Genomic DNA, 18,022 nt, shown 5'->3' with positions numbered 1-18,022 from the left:
ACTCATGAAACTTTTTTATTCTTTTCCAATTGCCGGAAATATTTTCCTGGCCGCAGCCCTTATGCTCTTTTCATTACATACAGGGGCGCAAACAAGGGTGAGTGGAGCTGTAACAAACACGCAACAGCAACCCGTAAGTAATGCCATTATTACCATGAAAAGTGGCGCCAACCGGTTGAATACAGTCACCGATTCTTCCGGCAGATTCCAGCTCATCCTGCCATATCCCGGCGATTATACCATACATGTAAGCGCTGCGGGCTTAAATACCTTTACTAAAAACTATCAGTTGCAGGCTTCCATGGAACTGCCGCCTGTAATGCTCTCCGTGGCCAGTACAGCGTTGCAGACCGTGGAGATCATCGGTACCAACGCACAGAAATATTACGGTGATTATTCCTTTTCCGCCACAAAGATCGCGGCTCCCAACAAAGATATTCCACAGGCCATTTCCTCCGTATCAAAAGAGCTGATTGCCGACCGGCAGGCATTCACACTGGCCGATGCGGTAAAAAATGTAACCGCCGTTTCGCAAAGCAGTTACTACAACCAATTCTCTATACGTGGCATCAGCCAGAATGAAGAAGGCGCTATCATTAACGGTATGCGTACCCGGCAATATTTTTTCAACCAGCCGCTCACTAATAACCTGGAACGTATTGAGGTGATCAAAGGACCTGCCAGCGCTACATTCTCCAGTGTAGACCCCGGGGGCAGCATCAATATGGTGACCAAAAAACCGCTCCGGGAAAGCAGGAAGGAAGTAAGCATTTCTACCGGCAGTTTCAGCACCATCCGCGCAGCGCTGGATTTCACGGGACCGCTGAACCAGGAAAAAACATTGCTGTACCGGCTCAATGTGGGATATGAAAACAGTAAAAGCTTCCGCGACCTGCAATATAAAAGAGCCTATCTCATATCACCGTCGTTCTCCTATGTGCCCAATCAAAGTACCAGTCTTAATGTGGAGTTAGTGATGAACAACAGCAACTCCAGGCTGGACCGCGGCCAGGCGATATTCGGCGCTGTAGCAGGAAAAACAGACCTGAACAGCACCCCCATCACTTTTAATATGGGTGGCAGCAATGATCATTTCAATACGCAGGACCTCATGCTCATGATCAACGGATCTCATGCTTTCAGCTCCAAAGTGATATTCAATGTTGCCTATATGAAGCAAACCTGGAATGAAGACCTCTTGGAACACCGCACCACCAATGCTTTTGCAGTGGATGAAAACAATGCCCCCATCCCAACGCTGGCTGGCATGCGCGCAGTACAACGGCAACAGAAATGGAACACCGATAACCTCAGCGCCTACTTTAGTATCAATATCAACACCGGCGTGCTGCATCATAAAATTGTAGCAGGATACGACCGTATTACCACGCAAAAGTACAGGGGCGGCGGGGAAAACTCCGCACAGGGTTACCGGCTGAAAGACGGCACCATCGCCACTAAATATGATCCTGCAAAGAAAGAGCTCTATCTTTTCAAAACCATTAACGGCATTAATGCACCAATGCCGAATGTAGATCACTTTAACCTGGCCAATCCCAGCTATACCATCCGTAACCTGAGTGATTATATTTTTAATAAGACAGAAATTCCGCCCGCATACTACCTCGTGAACGGCGTATACGTGCAGGACCAGGTGAACTATGAGCGGCTCACCCTTACGCTGGGCCTGCGGCAGGAATGGTACGAGGACATCAGCAATTATAAGCTTACTGCAGAAAAAAAGATCTCGCAGCAAAAACTGCTGCCCAGGATAGGGCTTACCTATGCCATCTCCCCTGCTATAAACCTGTACGGTACTTACCTCCGTGGCTATCAGCCCCAGGGCAATACCTCCACACTGGTAATAGTGCCGCCACCGGCAGGCACCAACTATAAACCACTGGAAAGCGATCTGAAAGAGATCGGGGCAAAATCGACCTGGCTGAATAATCTTTTGATGGTGAACATCGCCGTGTTTGAAATTAATCAAAAGAACCTGCTCATGAACGCCAACGATCCTGAAGATGTAAACCGCCTCGTGGAACGCGGTGCCCAGCGTAGCCGCGGCGCAGAACTGGAAGCATCCGGCTTTATTATGTCCAACTGGCAGTTCAACGCGGGATACAGTTTTGTTGATGCTGTGATCATAGATGATGCCGACCCAAAACTAAAAGGTACGCGCGTACAAAACACGCCCAAACACAGCGGTAGCCTGTGGACCCGTTACGACCTGAACCAGCACCGGCTGCTGAAAGGCATTGGCTTCGGCGCCGGCGTTCAATACAGCGGCAACAAACTGCCCTGGTATATCCGCGACTTTACACTGCCGGCATATACCCTACTGGATGCCGCTGTATACTATAGCCCGGCTAAAACAAGGATACAGCTGGCTGTAAACGTGAATAATATCCTGAACAAAACTTACTGGATAGGCGCGCAGAATTACCTGCGCTTGTTTCCCGGTTCCCCGAGAAGCGTAATGTTCAACGCCACGTATAAATTTTAACAGGAAAAACCAATTGCATGAGAACAATATTGCTGATTGCCGCCAGCACCTGGAAAGCAGCCTTCAGGAACAAAGCTACTACCGCCCTGACGCTGATCCTCGGACTGGCACTGTGCATGGCCACTTATACGGGGTGGCAGAACTTCAACATCCAGAACGGACAACGGCTGAAGTACAAACAGATCGTGCGCCAGCAATGGCTGGCCAAACCGGATAAGCATCCGCACCGCATGGCGCATTACGGCTATCTTGCTTTCCGTGACAAGCATGAACTGAGCTTCTTTGATTTTGGCATTGAAAGCTTTGCCGGCGTATCCATTTTTCTGGAGGCGCACAAGCAAAACACCGTTAATTTCAGTGAAGCCGGTTTCTCCAATGGCATGCTTCGTTTCGGGGAAATGAGCGTGGCCATGGTGCTGCAACTGCTGGTGCCACTGCTGATCTTTTTCCTTGGCTATAACAGCATTTCCGCAGAGCGGGAAAGCGGCACATTAAAAATATTGCTTTGCCAGGGCGTAAGCTGGAGAACATTGTTACTGGGGAAGATGACAGGCATTGTGGCCGTTAGCTTCACGCTGTTCATCCCGGTGATCCTGCTTACCATTTTCCTCTGGGCCATGCTCAGCCACTGGCAGGTAACCAACGATGCCGCTACCCGTCTTGCTTTACTCATACTTGCTTATGCGGTATACTTCATCATTTGCGCCGGCATTGCCGTAGTGGCTTCTGCCCTGCACAAAACATCAAGGGCCGCGCTTACCACCCTGCTGGCATGCTGGGTGTTCTTTACTATCGTGATGCCCAGGATTACACAGGCAATCGGCGTTAAAGCATATCCATCGCCGTCAAAAATCGAGTTCGCCGCCGCTATTGAGTCGGACCTTCACCAGCAGGGCGACAGCCACAATCCCGATGATCCGCACTATGCAAAATTCAGGGAGAATGTGTTAAGGCAATACAACGTAACCGATGTAAAGCAACTGCCATTTAATTATGGGGGCTATGTAATGGCAGAAGGAGAAAGGATCTCCGCCGCCATTTACAACCGGCATCAGAAAGCGTTGATGCACACCTTTGAACAGCAAAACAGCTTTGGGGTGGCCGCCGGCTACCTGAACCCCTTCCTGGCCATTAAACATCTATCCATGGCGCTCACCGCCTCGGATTTTAATACCTATGCCGACTTCCAGGACCAGGCGGAAGCCTATCGCTACGGACTTGCACAGCGCATGAACAAACTGCAGAAAGAAAAGATCAGCAATATTCCCCCGGGAGAAAAAGATAACCCTTTAACGATCAGTCGCAGCCATTGGGCGGAGCAGGCCGACTTCAAATATGTATTTAAACCGGTGGAACAGGTCATTTCCCATCATACCAGTACCATCCTCTCTTTGCTTTGCTGGCTGCTGGTACTGCTGGGCGGGATACTGCTATCATCAAAATGGGTTAAAACTTTATAACAGTATATATGAATCAACGGATATATCAACTGGAAAGTAAGATCTTTTTCAGGAATAAAACAGTGATCACAGGGTTATTGATCCTGTTGGTGAGCGGGCTTGCCGGGTTGTATTTTGGAAAAGATTTTATAGAGAGACAAAAAAAAGTGATTGCCAAAGCGGAAAAACTGCAAACCGAAAACACCGCCAGGAATATTAAATACTTTGGTAAAGAACTGGGACTAACGCTGTATCACAACAAATTCCAGATGGCCAATATGCCACGCAACTGGGCGGCATTCTCCAACGGGCAGCGCGACATCAATCCATATCTTATCGGGGTAACCACACTGGGGCTGGAAGGACAGTTATACGACACCGACCTTAATAATCCTTCTACACTGCTGCTGGGTAATATGGACCTGGCCTTTGTGTTTATTTTCATATTCCCGCTGGTCATTATTGCATTCAGTTATAACCTGCTTTCAGGAGAGCAGGAATCCGGCGTATGGGGATTGCTCCGTTCACAATCCACCGTTCCGTTAAAAGTAATATGGCGGAAGTTCCTGGTAAGAATGACGGCCGTATACCTGGCAGCACTGGTACTGATGGCCATAGCCGCCGTATACCTGCAACTCGCTGTCGATGGGCGACTGCTGGCTGTGATCGTAGTACTGAGCCTGTACCTGTTGTTCTGGTTCTCGCTCTCCTTCTGGATCATCTCACTGGGGAAATCTTCCAGCTTTAATGCAGTGAGCCTCATTTCCTTTGGGGTAGTGCTCAATATTCTTGCCCCTGCTATTGTAAATGTTTGGCTTACCCGGCAATACCCCGTTCCGGAAGCCCTGGAAACAGTGGTGATGCAAAGAGAAGGATATCATGAAAAATGGGATATGGATAAAAGTGTTGCCCTCAATTCGTTTTACAAACATTATCCACAGTTTAAAAAATATCCTTTTCCCCAGGAACAGGCATTCAGCTGGTACTGGTATTTTGCCATGCAGCAAAACGGCGATGACCAGGCTGCTACAGGCGCACAGGCTATGAACCGGAAGCTGCAGCAAAGAAGCCGGTTTACCGACATGGCTGCGTTTATCCTGCCTGGTATTCAAACACAGCTGGCGCTTAATGGCATAGCAGGATCAGATCTGCAGCAGCACCTGCAATTCCAGCAGGCGCTCAGGCATTATCATGAGCAGCTGCGTTTATATTTCTACCCGTCCATTTTCCGGGAGCAACCTGTTGAAAGTATAGACTGGAGCCAGTTTAAACTAAAGCGCTATTACGGGGATAACAACGGTAAAATATGGCCATGCATTATTTCACTGGTTGGCTTTACGGGATTACTTTCCTTTTTGTCTTTATATAATTTCAGAAAGAAGATCTATTCATGAAAAGCCTGTTTACCTGTCTCCTGTTTTTCATTTGCAGCGTCACAAACCTGCCGGCGCAAAGCATTATGGTGAGCGGTAAAGTTACAGATGAGCAAAATGCGCCTGTTCCATTTGCTTCCATTGGGTTGATACATTTAACCGGCCGGCATGTGGTAACACAGGCGCAAAGCGACAGTACAGGCATGTTTTCCCTTTCTGCGACGCCAGGTAAATACCTGCTCAAAATAACGTGTATAGGTTACCGTGAGCTGCTGAAAGAACTTTCTTTAACACCATCTCCGGTAAGTATCGGCCAGCAGGTATTAACAGCCAGCAGTACGAAGCTGGGAGAAATAAGGGTGGCCGGCAGGAAGCCGGTGCTGCAGCAAAGTGGAGGCAAGCTTATCGTAAACCTGTCACAAAGCGCTGCCACTCCCGGTGTATCAGTGCTTGATATGCTGAAAAGGCTGCCCGGTATCAGCGCTGATCAGAACGGGCAGCTCCTGATGCGTGGCTCTTCCGGCATCAATGTGATCATCGACGGTAAGCCTACCTATCTCTCCAAAGACCAGCTGGCAAATATGTTATCAGGAATGCCGGCAGATAACATCGCCCGGGTGGAGATCATGCCCACCTCTACATCAGACATGGATGCTAACGGCAACGCAGGTACGATAAGTATCACTACTAAAAAACAAAAATCGGCCGGCTATGCCTTTGATGTAGCCAGCGGCATTGGTAAAAGCAATAAGAATACTTTCTTTACCAATAATATTGGCGGCAACTACAATACCGGCAGGATGAATATATACGGCTCACTGGATATCAGCTCCAAACACCGGTATTCACTCAACGAAGCAAGCAGCTACACCAGCTACGACAACGAAAAGCTGCGGTACGACAGGGCTTCAGACCGACCTGTTAAAACAGTTTTCTATACTTATAAACTGGGAACCGACTGGAACATCAGTAAAAAAAGTGCGCTTGAATTTTCTTTTGACGGCTACCTCGACAATTGGAAACTGAACAGCGAAAGTAATGCAGTTCTCAGCGATATGAATGGGCCCCGGTACAGATCCCAGTCTTTTATTCAAGCCGAAGAGCCTTACTACTACAATACTTTACACAGCAGGTACAGCTACCTGGCAGACAGCTCCGGGAAAAGTATTTCGGTTGACGCAGATTATATCCGCTACAGCAATAACTCCGACGGAGAAGTAAGTACCCGTTTTACAGATATCATTCACGAAGATCTTCTAAACAGCACTCGTTTCAAATTCAGTCAGCCGATATATATTGATATCTTTTCCGCAAGGATGGATGCCGCGCTTCCGTTGAAGCCTGTCACACTAAAAACCGGTCTTAAATTTACCACAGCCCGGGTAAATAATCCCATCCGCTACTGGAATTATACCGGTGCTGTTTTTGAGCCGGACGATACACAAACCGGTTCCTTCCGGTACAACGAGCAACTGCTTTCCGCATATGTGAGCGGGCAAAAAAAATGGCAGCATACCAGCCTCGACCTGGGATTACGGCTGGAACATACCGTGGCGGGGCAAAACAGCAGGGAGCTGGATAGTGCATGGAATTATGCCAGTCTGTTTCCCACGCTTTCACTCACCCGGCAGCTAGGCTCCAAACACCAGCTGGAGCTTTCCGTTGCCCGGCGGATCAACCGCCCATCGTATACAGATCTGAACCCTACCAAATGGTTTTATGATGCCAATTATTACACCAGCGGCACACCGGGTTTAAAACCCGCCTTCAGCTGGAATACCATGCTGACCTATACCCTGCTGGGAAAATATGTTTTGCAGCTGGGTTATTCGCGCACAAGGGAAGTGATCCTGAAAGAGCTGGTGCAACAGGCTGATGGGCTTATCATTAGCCGCGACAACAACTTCCCTTACAGTAAACGCTGGGATCTCGGCCTGATATTGCCGGTAAGCGTATGTGGTTCCTGGGAAATAACAGGCCTCCTTAACGGCGCCTATAACGAGCTGCCCTTACCGGTTTCCGGTGGGGCTTCCAGGATCAATAAACGCTTCTCCGGTAATGCAATTCTGAACCAGCAATTTACGCTGCCATGGGAGGTAACAATGGAGCTGTCGGCCCGTTACAGTACAGGAGAGCCGGAGGGATATATGAGATCGTTTGAGAGCTTTTCCTTCGACGGCGGCATCAGCAAAAAATTCCTGGCCAAACGTTTTACCGCCACCCTTACTTTCACCGATCTCTTTTTCAGCGACCGGATGAAATCGGTGGCTGTAACGGATCTTATTCACTACCATTTAAAAAATACAAGGGATAGCAGGCGGGTATTCCTCCTGTTAAAGTATCATTTTGGCGGTGCACTCAAAAAAACAGCAGAACATTATTCTGATGAGAAGGGCAGGCTTTGATTAATCATGTTTTATCTGAAATTTGTCCTGCTTACAGGTTTAAAAATCGCATGAAGTTCTTGCTGCATACAGGTTCAAAATCACAGGAAATCTCCTCCTGTTTACGGATTCAAAATCCACAAATAAAATCAAACTAATCATTTTAATCAGCGTAATCCTGCTCCAAGACAATCGCCGAAGGCGATACCCTTCGCTCAAATCAACGTTTCTTCCCTTTGGGAATCACCAGGCCGCTCGCCGGGTTGGCCACGAAAACACCATTGGCCTTTTTATCCGTTGTTTCGGTCAGCTCCGCGTCATAGGTAATTTTCCCTTTTTTAATTTCATAGAATTTTGAGGAGATGTAATACATAGAGTCGGGAGAAGGATAGGTATCGGTGAGATCGGCTCCACCGAATTCCAGGTTGCCGTCGCGGTCCCAGTCCTTTACATCAGAGCTTATTGCTGTCAGCAGAGAATCAGCCAGGGAGTGGTCTATATTGAATACATACATTTTATTTTTCTTCGGGGCTCCATTTACTTCCAGGAAAAGAAAAACGGTTTTTCCGTTTTCCACCAGGCGGTTGCGTTTACTTTTGTAGTTGATAATGTCTTCATGAAGCACAAAAGCTTTATTACCATTTACGAAAATGGTGCCTTTGTACACGGTGATCAGCTGTTGCTGGCTGCTGGTAAAGTGTAGTTCATTAGCGGGTTTCTGGGCCATAGCCGGCAGAGCGATAAACAGGAACAGGCATAGTTTGAGCAGAGAACGCATGGGCGGTTTTTTGTGGAAAATTAGTGATAATTTTTTAGTAGCTGTAAAATGAGGGGATCTTATTTTTTGCAGTCTTATAAACTCCTTTTACGGGCAGGAACCGGATAACGTACCAATGCCTGCTGAAAGCGGGTCCTGATACATTATCCGGTTCTTTACTTACAGTTGCATCCAGGTGGTGCCTCCGTTTGTATTTCTCCAGCAAAGGTGCCCCCCGGTTAAGCTCCAGTCGTTGTAAATAATGGTTCCCTTGGGTTTCACCTCAGTAGGCGCTATTGCCGCATAGGATAGGTTGTGATCAATTCCAGACGCTTCCAGGCCGGTATAAGCCGTTATTTGTGAAAAATCCAGGGTAGCAATTGAAAACGACCGTATCCTCAAATTGGCTGTACCCGATGTTAATATGACCCTAATGGAGGCCACATTATCTGCCACAGTAAAAGAAGAGGCATATTCGACATCAACGTTATTCAGGTAACAACCGCCAAACTGGGTTGTATTTACTATCGACAAATGTGGGGAAAAAAGATTGGTCCCGATAACCGGTGTAAGGATATTGCCTGCACTATCGTAACATACGACACATACCCTTCCTCCAAAACCGGCATCCACGCTTTTTCTTATAATAAACTTCTTTGAAGTTGTGGTTCCCACAAAAACACCAATACCTGTGTTGCCTGATATTTCCACGTAATTGGCGGTGGTTGCCGCAACGAGCCGTGATGGAAGCACAGCGCTACTGGCTTTATCGGCACAATGTAGTCCCCTGAAAAAGTAAGTAGTGGCATTATACTTATTAATGTTCAACGGCAGGAAAAGCGATTGCCAGCAATTACCATTATTGACGGCATCATTATAATAATTGGGATAGTTAGCCACCCTGTTATTGCCAAGATCACTTCCATCCTCTATTTGAATAGCCGCATTATTCACATCCGCAGCAGATAAATCAGTATATCCTATATATACACTGTTTTGTACAGATCTATTACCGGTGATCTTTAGTGAGCACTTTCCGCTGTTCTCATTCCTGGCATCCCAAATACGATTATTAATACCGTGATTAATCAGTACTGCACGGCACTCTGTGGTTGCCGGATTTGTGATAGATGATGCACTCAATTCAAAACTGGGCTTATAGAATACGTTATTGTTGGGAGTATGCTTTGTTGTTCCCGACATACCTATCCGTACGCCATACCGGGACCTGGTTGACAGATCACTGATGGAACTGACGGTAAATCTTCCTCCGGTAAACACATTTTCGTTACAAAACCCATCCACGCTTGTAGCCAGCAAATCAAGCTGTACCTTGCTATCCTGTAATGTACCAATGCCCACTCTGTTATAGGCGCATTGGATGCTACCAATAAGCTGTACATTAATAGTAAAGGAACTGATAAACTCAAGATTAACCCTCGATGCCATAAGATTGAACAGCTTAACCCCTACACAGTTTTCGTTTGTCCATGCCGACAATGCTCCTTTTACAATCCGGATATTCAGGTTTACAGAAGCATTGCTGGTGCTGTCGCTTCCTATCACCATTCCGGGCAGGGAATCAGTTGGATCAACAAAGTTCACAGGGGCCTCCATTTCCACATTTACGCCGGCATCAATATTTAATGTAGAAGTACATGTATACCTGTCGCCCCGGGGAAAATACAATGTGGGCTTATTTCCATAATAAGAAGTCCCCGGATCAGGTGATGTGACAGAATATGCATTTGCCACGGCAACTGCATTCTGAAGCGCCGTCGTTGAATTCTGGGCAGGGTTCCCTGAAGCGCCGAACCACAGCACATTTATAATATTGCCGTCAATATTCCTGATCCATCTGCCGGGAGTGGATGGAGACACTTCAAATATTGTCCCTCCATTGTCTGTTAAACCCGAAGTACTATCCCAGTAAAATGTGCCGCCACCACCGTCTCCGCGGTTGGTATATCCTAATAGATAGGCAAGCTCTCCATCTGCTGTGCCAGCAGTGCCCTTCAATGCAATCACGTTTTCAAATGTCATTTTGATATGTTTTTGGGGTTCTCAATAAAAAATATGTCGCTATAAAAATCATCCTTTAATACGCACTGGAAATGCGTTCAGAAAATATTGGAACAAGAAACTTAAAATCTTACCTTCAGCTACACAACCAGGCAAATGATTGAAATAAAAAACCTTAACCCAGCCAAGCTTCCCGCCAGCCCCCAACGCATCATGAAATATGTGCTGGTATATTGTGCTGCCGGGAAACTGGATGTACAGGTAGATCATACTCCTTTTGTGCTCCATCCCGGCGATGTGATCACCATTACCTCCGGCCAGATCCATCATATAGTACCGGGATCTGAAGCCAGGGGATACATACTTGAATTTACACTGGATTTTTTCTGTAAAGATGATAACGATATAGAGCTGATCTTTCACAACGGGCTTTTCTGTCACTTCGCCATGAACGAGGTAATTCCTGTGGATAAGGATATCATAGAGGAGCAATTGGCGCTGATCAGGAATGAATTAACGGAGCAGCCTTACCAGTACCTTATATCCGTGCATAGCCGTGTGGCATTAATACTGGTATCCATCAACCGGTCAAAGGTGAAACGCGGTGATGAGATCTGGAAACCGGAAGCATTGTTCCTGAAATTCCTGGAGGCAGTGAGAAATAATTTTGAGCATAATTATAGCCTTGCACAATTCGCCGCCCTACTGGGCACTACGGAAGCAAAGCTCAATGAGCAGGCAAAGCTTCATGCGGGGAAAACTGCCCAGAACGTGATCTACGGTCTTGTTACTGCTGAGGCAAAGCGGCTGCTTACCTATGGCGATCTTACAGTAAAAGAAGTGGCATATAAGCTCGGTTTCAACGACCCCTTCTATTTTTCCAATTTCTTCAAAAAACAAACAGGGATCTCCCCAAAACTGTATAAAGAACAAGGCTCCCTGTAAATATTACATGTTTTTTGCAGGATTGTCTATTCCCAGGGCCCGTTATAAAACCCATCTTTGTATAAATAAATACAAAGTTATGAATACAGATATCAATCACTACATCACCAGAAGCAACCAGGCTGAATGGCAGCCCCTCGTGGAAAAAAACATCCACTATAAAGGCATATTTGTAAAATCGCTCCGGTATGATGAAGTCTCCGGGCGCTCCAAAACCATCCTGCTCAAATTTGAGCCCGGCGCCCATTACCCTTATCATAACCATCCCGGGGGCGAAGAGATCTTTGTGCTAAGCGGCGACGCTGTACTGGAACATGCCACCCTGCGGGAGGGCGACTACCTCTACACGCCGCCCGGATTCCGGCACTCTGTTACCAGCCAAACGGGATGCGTGCTGTTTTTTGTTATCCCGGAAGAAGTGGAGATCCTGGCGGGTGAAGCATAAATACTTCGCCGTTTTACCTGAACAGTTTCTCATCGATCCGCTGCTTCTGGCGCAAATGATGCCTCATATGCATCTCTGCAAACTGAAGCCATTCCAGCAAATTAAAAAAATGCAATCCCGGATGCTCGGTCTTTCCGTCCGCCTGTGGATGGTCCACCGAATACAGTGCATTCACCTCCTCTTTTATATCTGTGAGGCCCTGTAATAGTTCTTCCTTATCCTTTGGCTGTCTTGAATCCGGGTCATTGGAAGGATTCTCCATCAATGCATCAGGAAACGCATTATTGGCGAATATCGCTTTGGCATCCTCATGCATTTCCTTTTCACTGTTGGCATTGCTGAGCAGCAGGCAAGTATGCATTTGTTCCACAAACCAGGCGGTGTCTTCTATAATGTGCAGGTATACCTGTCCCAGCGACCAGGAATTTTCACCGGGTTTACGGCGCAGCATATCCAACGTATAGTCATTGAGGTGATTGATCCATATATCAATGGTTTTATTGAATTGCTCCAGTAAAACAGCTGCTTTATTTGTTTCCATTTTTACAGAGATGGTCTGGTCTAAGTTATCACTAATCTTCCATTTTGTTCTTCAATTTTCCCAGCAGGGCATATGCGCCCTTTACAACGATCTTTGTTTTCAGCCAGTTGACACTGTCCGGCATCAGCGCTACATTACCATTCTCCCTGTCGCCGGCTGTTACCTGCACCAGGTGAAAGCTGTTTTCATCGGTGGTGGTAAATACATATTCCTTCCCGTTGTAACGCACCAGCGCGTCTTCCGGTACAATGGCAGCGGGCTTGTTATCCAGCTCAAACACAGCATTCAGGAACATGCCCGGCAACAGGTGCAGCATCTGTTTCTCAAAATGACAATGTAGCACGCCACTGCGGTTTTCATCCACATTACGGGTTACCAGTATGGTTTCCACATCGTACCATTCGTCGGGCTTATCTACCAGGCTTACCTTACCATGCATCCCTTTATGAAAGGAATTGATATTTTTTTCAAATACGGTGATGGCAGCATGAATATCGTCGGGGTTCACCAGTTCAAATAATACATCGGCCGGATTCACATACTTACCGATGTTCACATTCACCTTGCTCACATAACCATTGATAGGCGCATAAATGGGCACAATACCGGAGATAGTGCCGGGACTGAGCTTATCAGGATTAATATGAATGATACGCAGTTTTGCAGCCAGGGATTGTATCAGTACCTCCTGCGTGTTGTATTCACTGAGCGATAACTGGTAACTCTTTTTACTGGTGGCATCTGCCTCGCTCAGTTCTTTTTGCCGCTGCATATCCGTTGCCAGGTATTGCATCCTGGCCTTTGCCGTCAGGTAATCCTGCTGCAGCTGTACATAAGCCGGGTCTTCCATCACTGCAATCACCTGGCCTTTCGACACCGGTGAGCCCGGCAGCAGCGACGTGCTTTTCAGGTAGCCTCCCAGGGGGAAGCTCACGGAGATCAGGCTTTGAGGAGGCACATCCACCGAGCCGCTGGCACGCACAGTAGCATGGGTGGTACCTTCCCGGGCAGTAGCTGTTGCAATGCCTGCATTTTTCTTTTGCAGGCTGTCGAGCCTCACTATATTCTGCCCCGTTGCCTCCGTCCCCGTCTTCGGCTCTCCCGGCGTTTCTGCTTTTGGTTTGCAGGACATCCCTGCCACCATTACTAAACTATATATCAATAACCTTTTCATGCCACTAATTTTGATTGGATGACAATAAATATTCAAGTTCAATTTTGCGCAGGTTCAGTTCCTTCACTGCGTCAAGGTATTCGCTCTGCAGGGTAACAGCATTATTTATCAGCGTACCCCATTCTATATAACCAATTTCTCCGTTCTTATAGGTAAGATTAGCAGTCCTTATCATAACATCTGCCTGCGGCAACGCGCTGCCGGCGTAGTAATCGACCGCCTGCTGGTACTTCAGGTATTCGCTGTGGTTTTGCTGCAGCTGCGCCCATAGCTTTGTAGCCGCTACTTCCAGCGACAGCGCCGCAATATCTTCCATACGGGCAGCCGCTTTTACTTTTGCATGCTGCGCCCTGGCAAAAATGGGGATACCTACGCCTACCTGCACCGTAGAAAAGCGGGAGCCGGGTCCATAATAATGATCCACCTGCTGCTTGTCCATCTGCCAGCCGATAAGCGATTGATTGGAATAACCCAGGTTCCAGTCGGGCAGCAGCTTTGCTTTTTCAAGGCGGGTATTCCCCGCCGCAATGCGCTCCTGCTGCTGGTAAAGCTGCAATACAGGATGCTGTGCCAGCAACGTGGTATCATAGAGCACCACATTGGCGCTCAGTGTATCCGTAGCCGTTATAACACCGCGCTCATTCAATAATGCAGCCAGTTGAACACCGGCTACCTTCTCATCGGCATTGGTCATCCGGAGCAGCATCTTCAGCTGGTTGGCCTGGTTCTCCAGTGCTGTTTTTTCGAGCAGGTTGGTTTCTCCCTTTTCAAAACGCAGGGCGGCTACCTTCGTGTACCGCGAATAGGTGCTGTCCATTTTTTCCAATAGTAGGCGCCTGCTGTTGAGATACTGTAACTGCAGGTAGGCCTGTTTCACCAGACGGATAATCTCCGCTTTCTGTAAAGTAGTTTGCCATTTTGCCGCCAGCCATTCCTGTTCAAAAACGTTCTTCTGTTTTTTGTAAAGGGCGGGAAGGGAAAATCCCTGAGAGATGGTAAACTTATTATCAAAGGAAATGCTGTTAATATTTCCCAGTTCACCTGTAACTGTAGTCCTGGCAGGATCTACAGATGAATGCCGCAATGCTTCGTAGTAAGATTCCTGTAAACGGCCCAGCGCAATCTGCCGGTTCTGTTCCGTTGCTATATGAAGCGCCTGCTGCAGGGAAAGCGGTTTGGCTTCCTGCGCCCTGAGCATACCGGGGCAGGCCAGCAGCAATAATAATACCGTCACCGGTTTTATTGTTGGCCGTTTCCAGCCCTTTTCCGCCAGGTAATACAGGCAGGGCAACACCAACAGGGTAAGCATGGTAGCAGTAATAAGCCCGCCTATCACTACAGTGGCCAGCGGCCGTTGCACTTCTGCTCCGGCGCCCTGGCTCAGCGCCATGGGCAGGAAGCCCAGCGAGGCTACAGTGGCGGTCATCAGCACGGGCCGGAGCCGGTCATGCGTGGCCCTTAAAATGATCTGCATTGTATCCGTCATACCGTCTTTTTTCAATTGATTCATTTCTCCTATTAACACAATCCCGTTTAATACGGCTACGCCAAAGAGCGCAATAAAACCTACACCGGCAGAAATACTGAAAGGCATTCCTCTCAGCCAGATCGCCAATATTCCTCCTATAGCGGATAAGGGAATAGCGGAGAAGATAAGCACACAGTACTTCAGGTTGTGGAAAGCGAAAAACAACAACAGGAAAATCAGGAGCAGGGCCACCGGCAAAGCGATGCCCAGGCGCCGGGTAGCATGTTGCAGGTTCTCGTACTGCCCTCCATAAGTGACGTAATAACCGGAAGGGAACTTCACACGGCTGCCTACTTTATGCTGCAGCTCCTGCACAATGCTCTGAACATCCCTTCCCCTTACGTTAAACCCTACCGTGATACGTCTCCGGGCATCTTCCCGCTGGATCTGGTAAGGGCCATCCTGCAGCTCAATGGTGGCCAGCATATGAAGGGGCACCTGTTGCCCGCCCGGAAGCCCTATCTGCAGGTTGGAAATTTCATTGATGTCGCGGCGTTGCCGTTCATCCATACGGATCACGAGATCGTACCGTTTATCCGCTTCAAACACCAGTCCGGCTACTGCGCCCGCATAGGCAGCCTGCAGCGTGTTGTTGATATCGTTGATGGAAGCGCCGGAACGGGCAATGGCTTCGCGGTTATAGGTAACCACCAGTTGCGGTATACCGGTTACCGTTTCAGTGTAAAGGTCCGTAGCGCCGTTAATGGATTGGATTACTTTACCCAGCTTATCGGCGTATGCCGACAAGGTATCCAGGTCGTCGCCAAAGATCTTGCACACCACATCCTGTCTTGCGCCTGTCATCAGCTCATTGAACCGCATCTGCACAGGGAACTGGAAGCCGGTGGCAATACCCGGTACCTCCTCCAGTGCGGCGCTCATTTTGCCTGCCAGCTCCGGGAAGGAAGATGCGCTGGTCCATTCTTTTTTAGGCTTCAGTATCACCATCATATCGGCAGCTTCCATGGGCATAGGATCCGTAGGAATTTCACCGGAGCCTATTTTGGTCACCACTTTCTCTACCTCCGGGAATTTATCCAGCAAAACCCTGGCAGATTGTTGCGTGGTGCTGATGGTAGTTGTTAAAGAAGAACCTGTAAGCAGCCGGGTATCTACTGCAAAATCCCCCTCCTCCAGCTGCGGAATAAATTCACCGCCCAGCGACATCAGCACCGGGATGGCAGCGGCAAATAGTACAAAAGCCATTGCTACCACCATGCGGGGCGTGCGCAAAGCTTTCTTCAGCAAAGGATCATAAAACCGCTGTACGGAGCGCATCATCTTATCAGCGAAACTATCTTTATGACTTAACTTTTTATTCAGCACCAAGGCGCCCATCATCGGCACATAAGTAAGTGATAAGATAAATGCACCGATGATAGCGAAAGATACCGTTTGTGCCATAGGCCGGAACATCTTTCCTTCGATGCCCTGCAGGGAAAGGATAGGGAGATAAACGATCAGGATGATGATCTGCCCGAAAGCTGCACTGTTCATCATCGTTTTCGCAGATGTCTCTACTTCGCTGTCCATCTGCTCCTGCGTCATCATGGCTGTTCCCCTCAAGGCAGCGCCTTTGGTAAGCTTATGCATCACCGCTTCAATAATGATCACGGCCCCATCTACCAGCAGGCCAAAATCCAGGGCGCCGAGGCTCATCAGATTCCCGCTTACGCCAAACAGGTTCATCATGATAATGGCAAATAACATGGCCAGCGGGATCACGGAAGCCACTATCAGGCCTGCCCTGATATTGCCCATAAATATCACCAGCACAAATACCACTATCAGCGCACCTTCCAGCAGGTTGCGCTCTACAGTGGAAATAGCATTATCTACCATTTTGGTACGGTCCAGGAAGGGATCGATCATCACACCTTCCGGCAATGTTTTTTCTATTTCCTTCACCCTGTTTTTAATCCCTTTTATTACGGCGGCGCTGTTTTCTCCTTTCAGCATCATCACCACTGCGCCGGCTACTTCGCCCTCATCATTATATACCGTGGCTCCGTACCTTACGGCATGCCCCTGCTTTACGGTGGCTACATCCCTTATCAGCAGCGGCACGCCGCCGCTTACCTGTTTCACCACGATGTTGCTGATGTCTGCCATATTTTTGGCCAGCCCTTCACTACGGATAAAAACCACGTTAGGGCCTTTCTCAATATAGGCGCCGCCGGTATTCTGGTTATTGTCCTGCAGGCATTTAAATACGTCCGTTACCGTTAGCCCAAAGCTTCTCAGTTTATCAGGGTCAATGGCTACTTCATATTGTTTTACCATACCGCCAAAGCTGCTCACATCAGCTACGCCTTCCACACTCAGCAGCTGTCGCCTTACAATCCAGTCCTGTATATCGCGCAGGGCGGTGAGATCGTATTTACCTTCGTAGCCCGGCCTGGGTTTCACCACGTACTGGAATATTTCACCCAGGCCTGTGGTAACAGGCCCCAGCTGCGGATCTCCCATTCCCGGGGGAATTTGTGGCCGCACCTGGCCCAGTCGTTCACTGATCTGCTGCCGGGCCCAGTATACATCTGTATGATCGTTGAACACAATGGTAACAAGGCTAAGCCCGAAGCGTGAAAAGCTCCGTTGCTCAATAATTCCGGGCACATTACGGGTGGCCTGTTCTATGGGTACGGTAATGAACCGCTCCACATCGGGCGCACCAAGACTAGGCGCTGAAGTGATCACCAGCACCTGGTTATTGGTGATGTCAGGAACTGCATCAACAGGCAGCTGTGTTACGGAATAACTGCCCCAGCCGATCAACGCCAGTACAAAGAGGAGAATGATCAGTTTGTTCCTGACGGAAAAATGAATGATCTTATTTAACATGATTATCTGTTGGGCTACATGAATACAACAGCGTAGCTGCCCACAGGGATAGCCTGCGCCGTATGGT

General features: G+C 48.2%; 11 protein-coding genes. 6 read left to right on the top strand and 5 right to left on the bottom strand.

Going from position 1 to position 18,022, the window contains the following annotated elements; translation table 11 throughout:
* The first annotated feature begins 4 nt into the window (after positions 1 to 4).
* The 4 genes from ABIE50_RS13080 to ABIE50_RS13065 are packed head-to-tail and all read left to right on the top strand — an operon-like array spanning position 5 to position 7,723.
* Entirely contained in the window at positions 5 to 2,506 is a 2,502-nt protein-coding gene (locus tag ABIE50_RS13080; RefSeq protein WP_209860918.1) for a TonB-dependent siderophore receptor, read from the top strand.
* Positions 2,507 to 2,523: 17 nt separating this feature from the next.
* Entirely contained in the window at positions 2,524 to 3,966 is a 1,443-nt protein-coding gene (locus ABIE50_RS13075; protein WP_209860920.1) for an ABC transporter permease, read from the top strand.
* Between the two features lie 8 nt (positions 3,967 to 3,974).
* Positions 3,975 to 5,339 (top strand): ABC transporter permease, encoded by a 1,365-nt coding sequence (locus tag ABIE50_RS13070; RefSeq protein ID WP_209860922.1) that lies wholly within the window; start codon positions 3,975 to 3,977, stop codon positions 5,337 to 5,339.
* Positions 5,336 to 7,723 carry a TonB-dependent receptor gene (locus tag ABIE50_RS13065; protein WP_209860924.1) on the top strand — a complete coding sequence of 796 codons (2,388 nt, stop codon included), beginning with the start codon at positions 5,336 to 5,338 and terminating at the stop codon, positions 7,721 to 7,723. The genes ABIE50_RS13070 and ABIE50_RS13065 overlap by 4 nt, the downstream gene beginning before the upstream one ends.
* Before the next feature lie 199 nt (positions 7,724 to 7,922).
* Here ABIE50_RS13065 and ABIE50_RS13060 read toward each other — a convergent pair whose 3' ends face one another.
* Positions 7,923 to 8,480 carry a hypothetical protein gene (locus ABIE50_RS13060; RefSeq protein WP_209860927.1) on the bottom strand — a complete coding sequence of 186 codons (558 nt, stop codon included), beginning with the start codon at positions 8,478 to 8,480 and terminating at the stop codon, positions 7,923 to 7,925.
* A gap of 159 nt (positions 8,481 to 8,639) precedes the next feature.
* Positions 8,640 to 10,502 (bottom strand): putative phage tail protein, encoded by a 1,863-nt coding sequence (locus ABIE50_RS13055; RefSeq protein ID WP_209860929.1) that lies wholly within the window; start codon positions 10,500 to 10,502, stop codon positions 8,640 to 8,642.
* Positions 10,503 to 10,637: 135 nt separating this feature from the next.
* Between ABIE50_RS13055 and ABIE50_RS13050 the strand changes: the two genes are divergently transcribed.
* On the top strand, positions 10,638 to 11,426 hold the full coding sequence (locus ABIE50_RS13050; RefSeq protein WP_209860931.1) for a helix-turn-helix domain-containing protein: 789 nt from the start codon (positions 10,638 to 10,640) through the stop codon (positions 11,424 to 11,426).
* Between the two features lie 79 nt (positions 11,427 to 11,505).
* Positions 11,506 to 11,871, top strand: coding sequence for a cupin domain-containing protein (locus ABIE50_RS13045; RefSeq protein WP_354027995.1), 366 nt, complete (start codon positions 11,506 to 11,508; stop codon positions 11,869 to 11,871).
* Positions 11,872 to 11,884: 13 nt separating this feature from the next.
* Here ABIE50_RS13045 and ABIE50_RS13040 read toward each other — a convergent pair whose 3' ends face one another.
* Genes ABIE50_RS13040 through ABIE50_RS13030 form a run of 3 tightly spaced genes read right to left on the bottom strand, consistent with a single transcriptional unit; the run spans position 11,885 to position 17,955 of the window.
* Complete coding sequence (locus ABIE50_RS13040) at positions 11,885 to 12,412, bottom strand: DinB family protein (RefSeq protein WP_142682809.1); 528 nt, start codon at positions 12,410 to 12,412, stop codon at positions 11,885 to 11,887.
* 31 nt (positions 12,413 to 12,443) lie between these two features.
* Complete coding sequence (locus ABIE50_RS13035; RefSeq protein WP_209860936.1) at positions 12,444 to 13,586, bottom strand: efflux RND transporter periplasmic adaptor subunit; 1,143 nt, start codon at positions 13,584 to 13,586, stop codon at positions 12,444 to 12,446.
* A gap of 4 nt (positions 13,587 to 13,590) precedes the next feature.
* A complete protein-coding gene (locus ABIE50_RS13030) occupies positions 13,591 to 17,955 on the bottom strand; it encodes a CusA/CzcA family heavy metal efflux RND transporter (protein ID WP_209860938.1) in 4,365 nt (1,454 codons plus the stop codon).
* Positions 17,956 to 18,022: the final 67 nt, after the last annotated feature.

Source organism: Chitinophaga sp. OAE865 (assembly GCF_040546735.1).
In the GTDB taxonomy this organism is placed as follows: Bacteria; Bacteroidota; Bacteroidia; order Chitinophagales; family Chitinophagaceae; genus Chitinophaga; species Chitinophaga polysaccharea_A.
Note: the sequence above shows the minus strand (reverse complement) of the source record. Positions and strands in the feature narration are given on the sequence as shown.

Bases quoted from the DNA above. Each gene is read 5' to 3' on its own strand.
- ABIE50_RS13075 (WP_209860920.1), top strand. From the start codon at position 2,524: ATGAGAACAATATTGCTGATTGCCGCCAGCACCTGGAAAGCAGCCTTC.
- ABIE50_RS13070 (WP_209860922.1), top strand. From the start codon at position 3,975: ATGAATCAACGGATATATCAACTGGAAAGTAAGATCTTTTTCAGGAAT.
- ABIE50_RS13045 (WP_354027995.1), top strand. From the start codon at position 11,506: ATGAATACAGATATCAATCACTACATCACCAGAAGCAACCAGGCTGAA.
- ABIE50_RS13050 (WP_209860931.1), top strand. From the start codon at position 10,638: ATGATTGAAATAAAAAACCTTAACCCAGCCAAGCTTCCCGCCAGCCCC.
- ABIE50_RS13080 (WP_209860918.1), top strand. From the start codon at position 5: ATGAAACTTTTTTATTCTTTTCCAATTGCCGGAAATATTTTCCTGGCC.
- ABIE50_RS13065 (WP_209860924.1), top strand. From the start codon at position 5,336: ATGAAAAGCCTGTTTACCTGTCTCCTGTTTTTCATTTGCAGCGTCACA.
- ABIE50_RS13055 (WP_209860929.1), bottom strand. From the start codon at position 10,502: ATGACATTTGAAAACGTGATTGCATTGAAGGGCACTGCTGGCACAGCA.
- ABIE50_RS13060 (WP_209860927.1), bottom strand. From the start codon at position 8,480: ATGCGTTCTCTGCTCAAACTATGCCTGTTCCTGTTTATCGCTCTGCCG.
- ABIE50_RS13035 (WP_209860936.1), bottom strand. From the start codon at position 13,586: ATGAAAAGGTTATTGATATATAGTTTAGTAATGGTGGCAGGGATGTCC.
- ABIE50_RS13030 (WP_209860938.1), bottom strand. From the start codon at position 17,955: ATGTTAAATAAGATCATTCATTTTTCCGTCAGGAACAAACTGATCATT.
- ABIE50_RS13040 (WP_142682809.1), bottom strand. From the start codon at position 12,412: ATGGAAACAAATAAAGCAGCTGTTTTACTGGAGCAATTCAATAAAACC.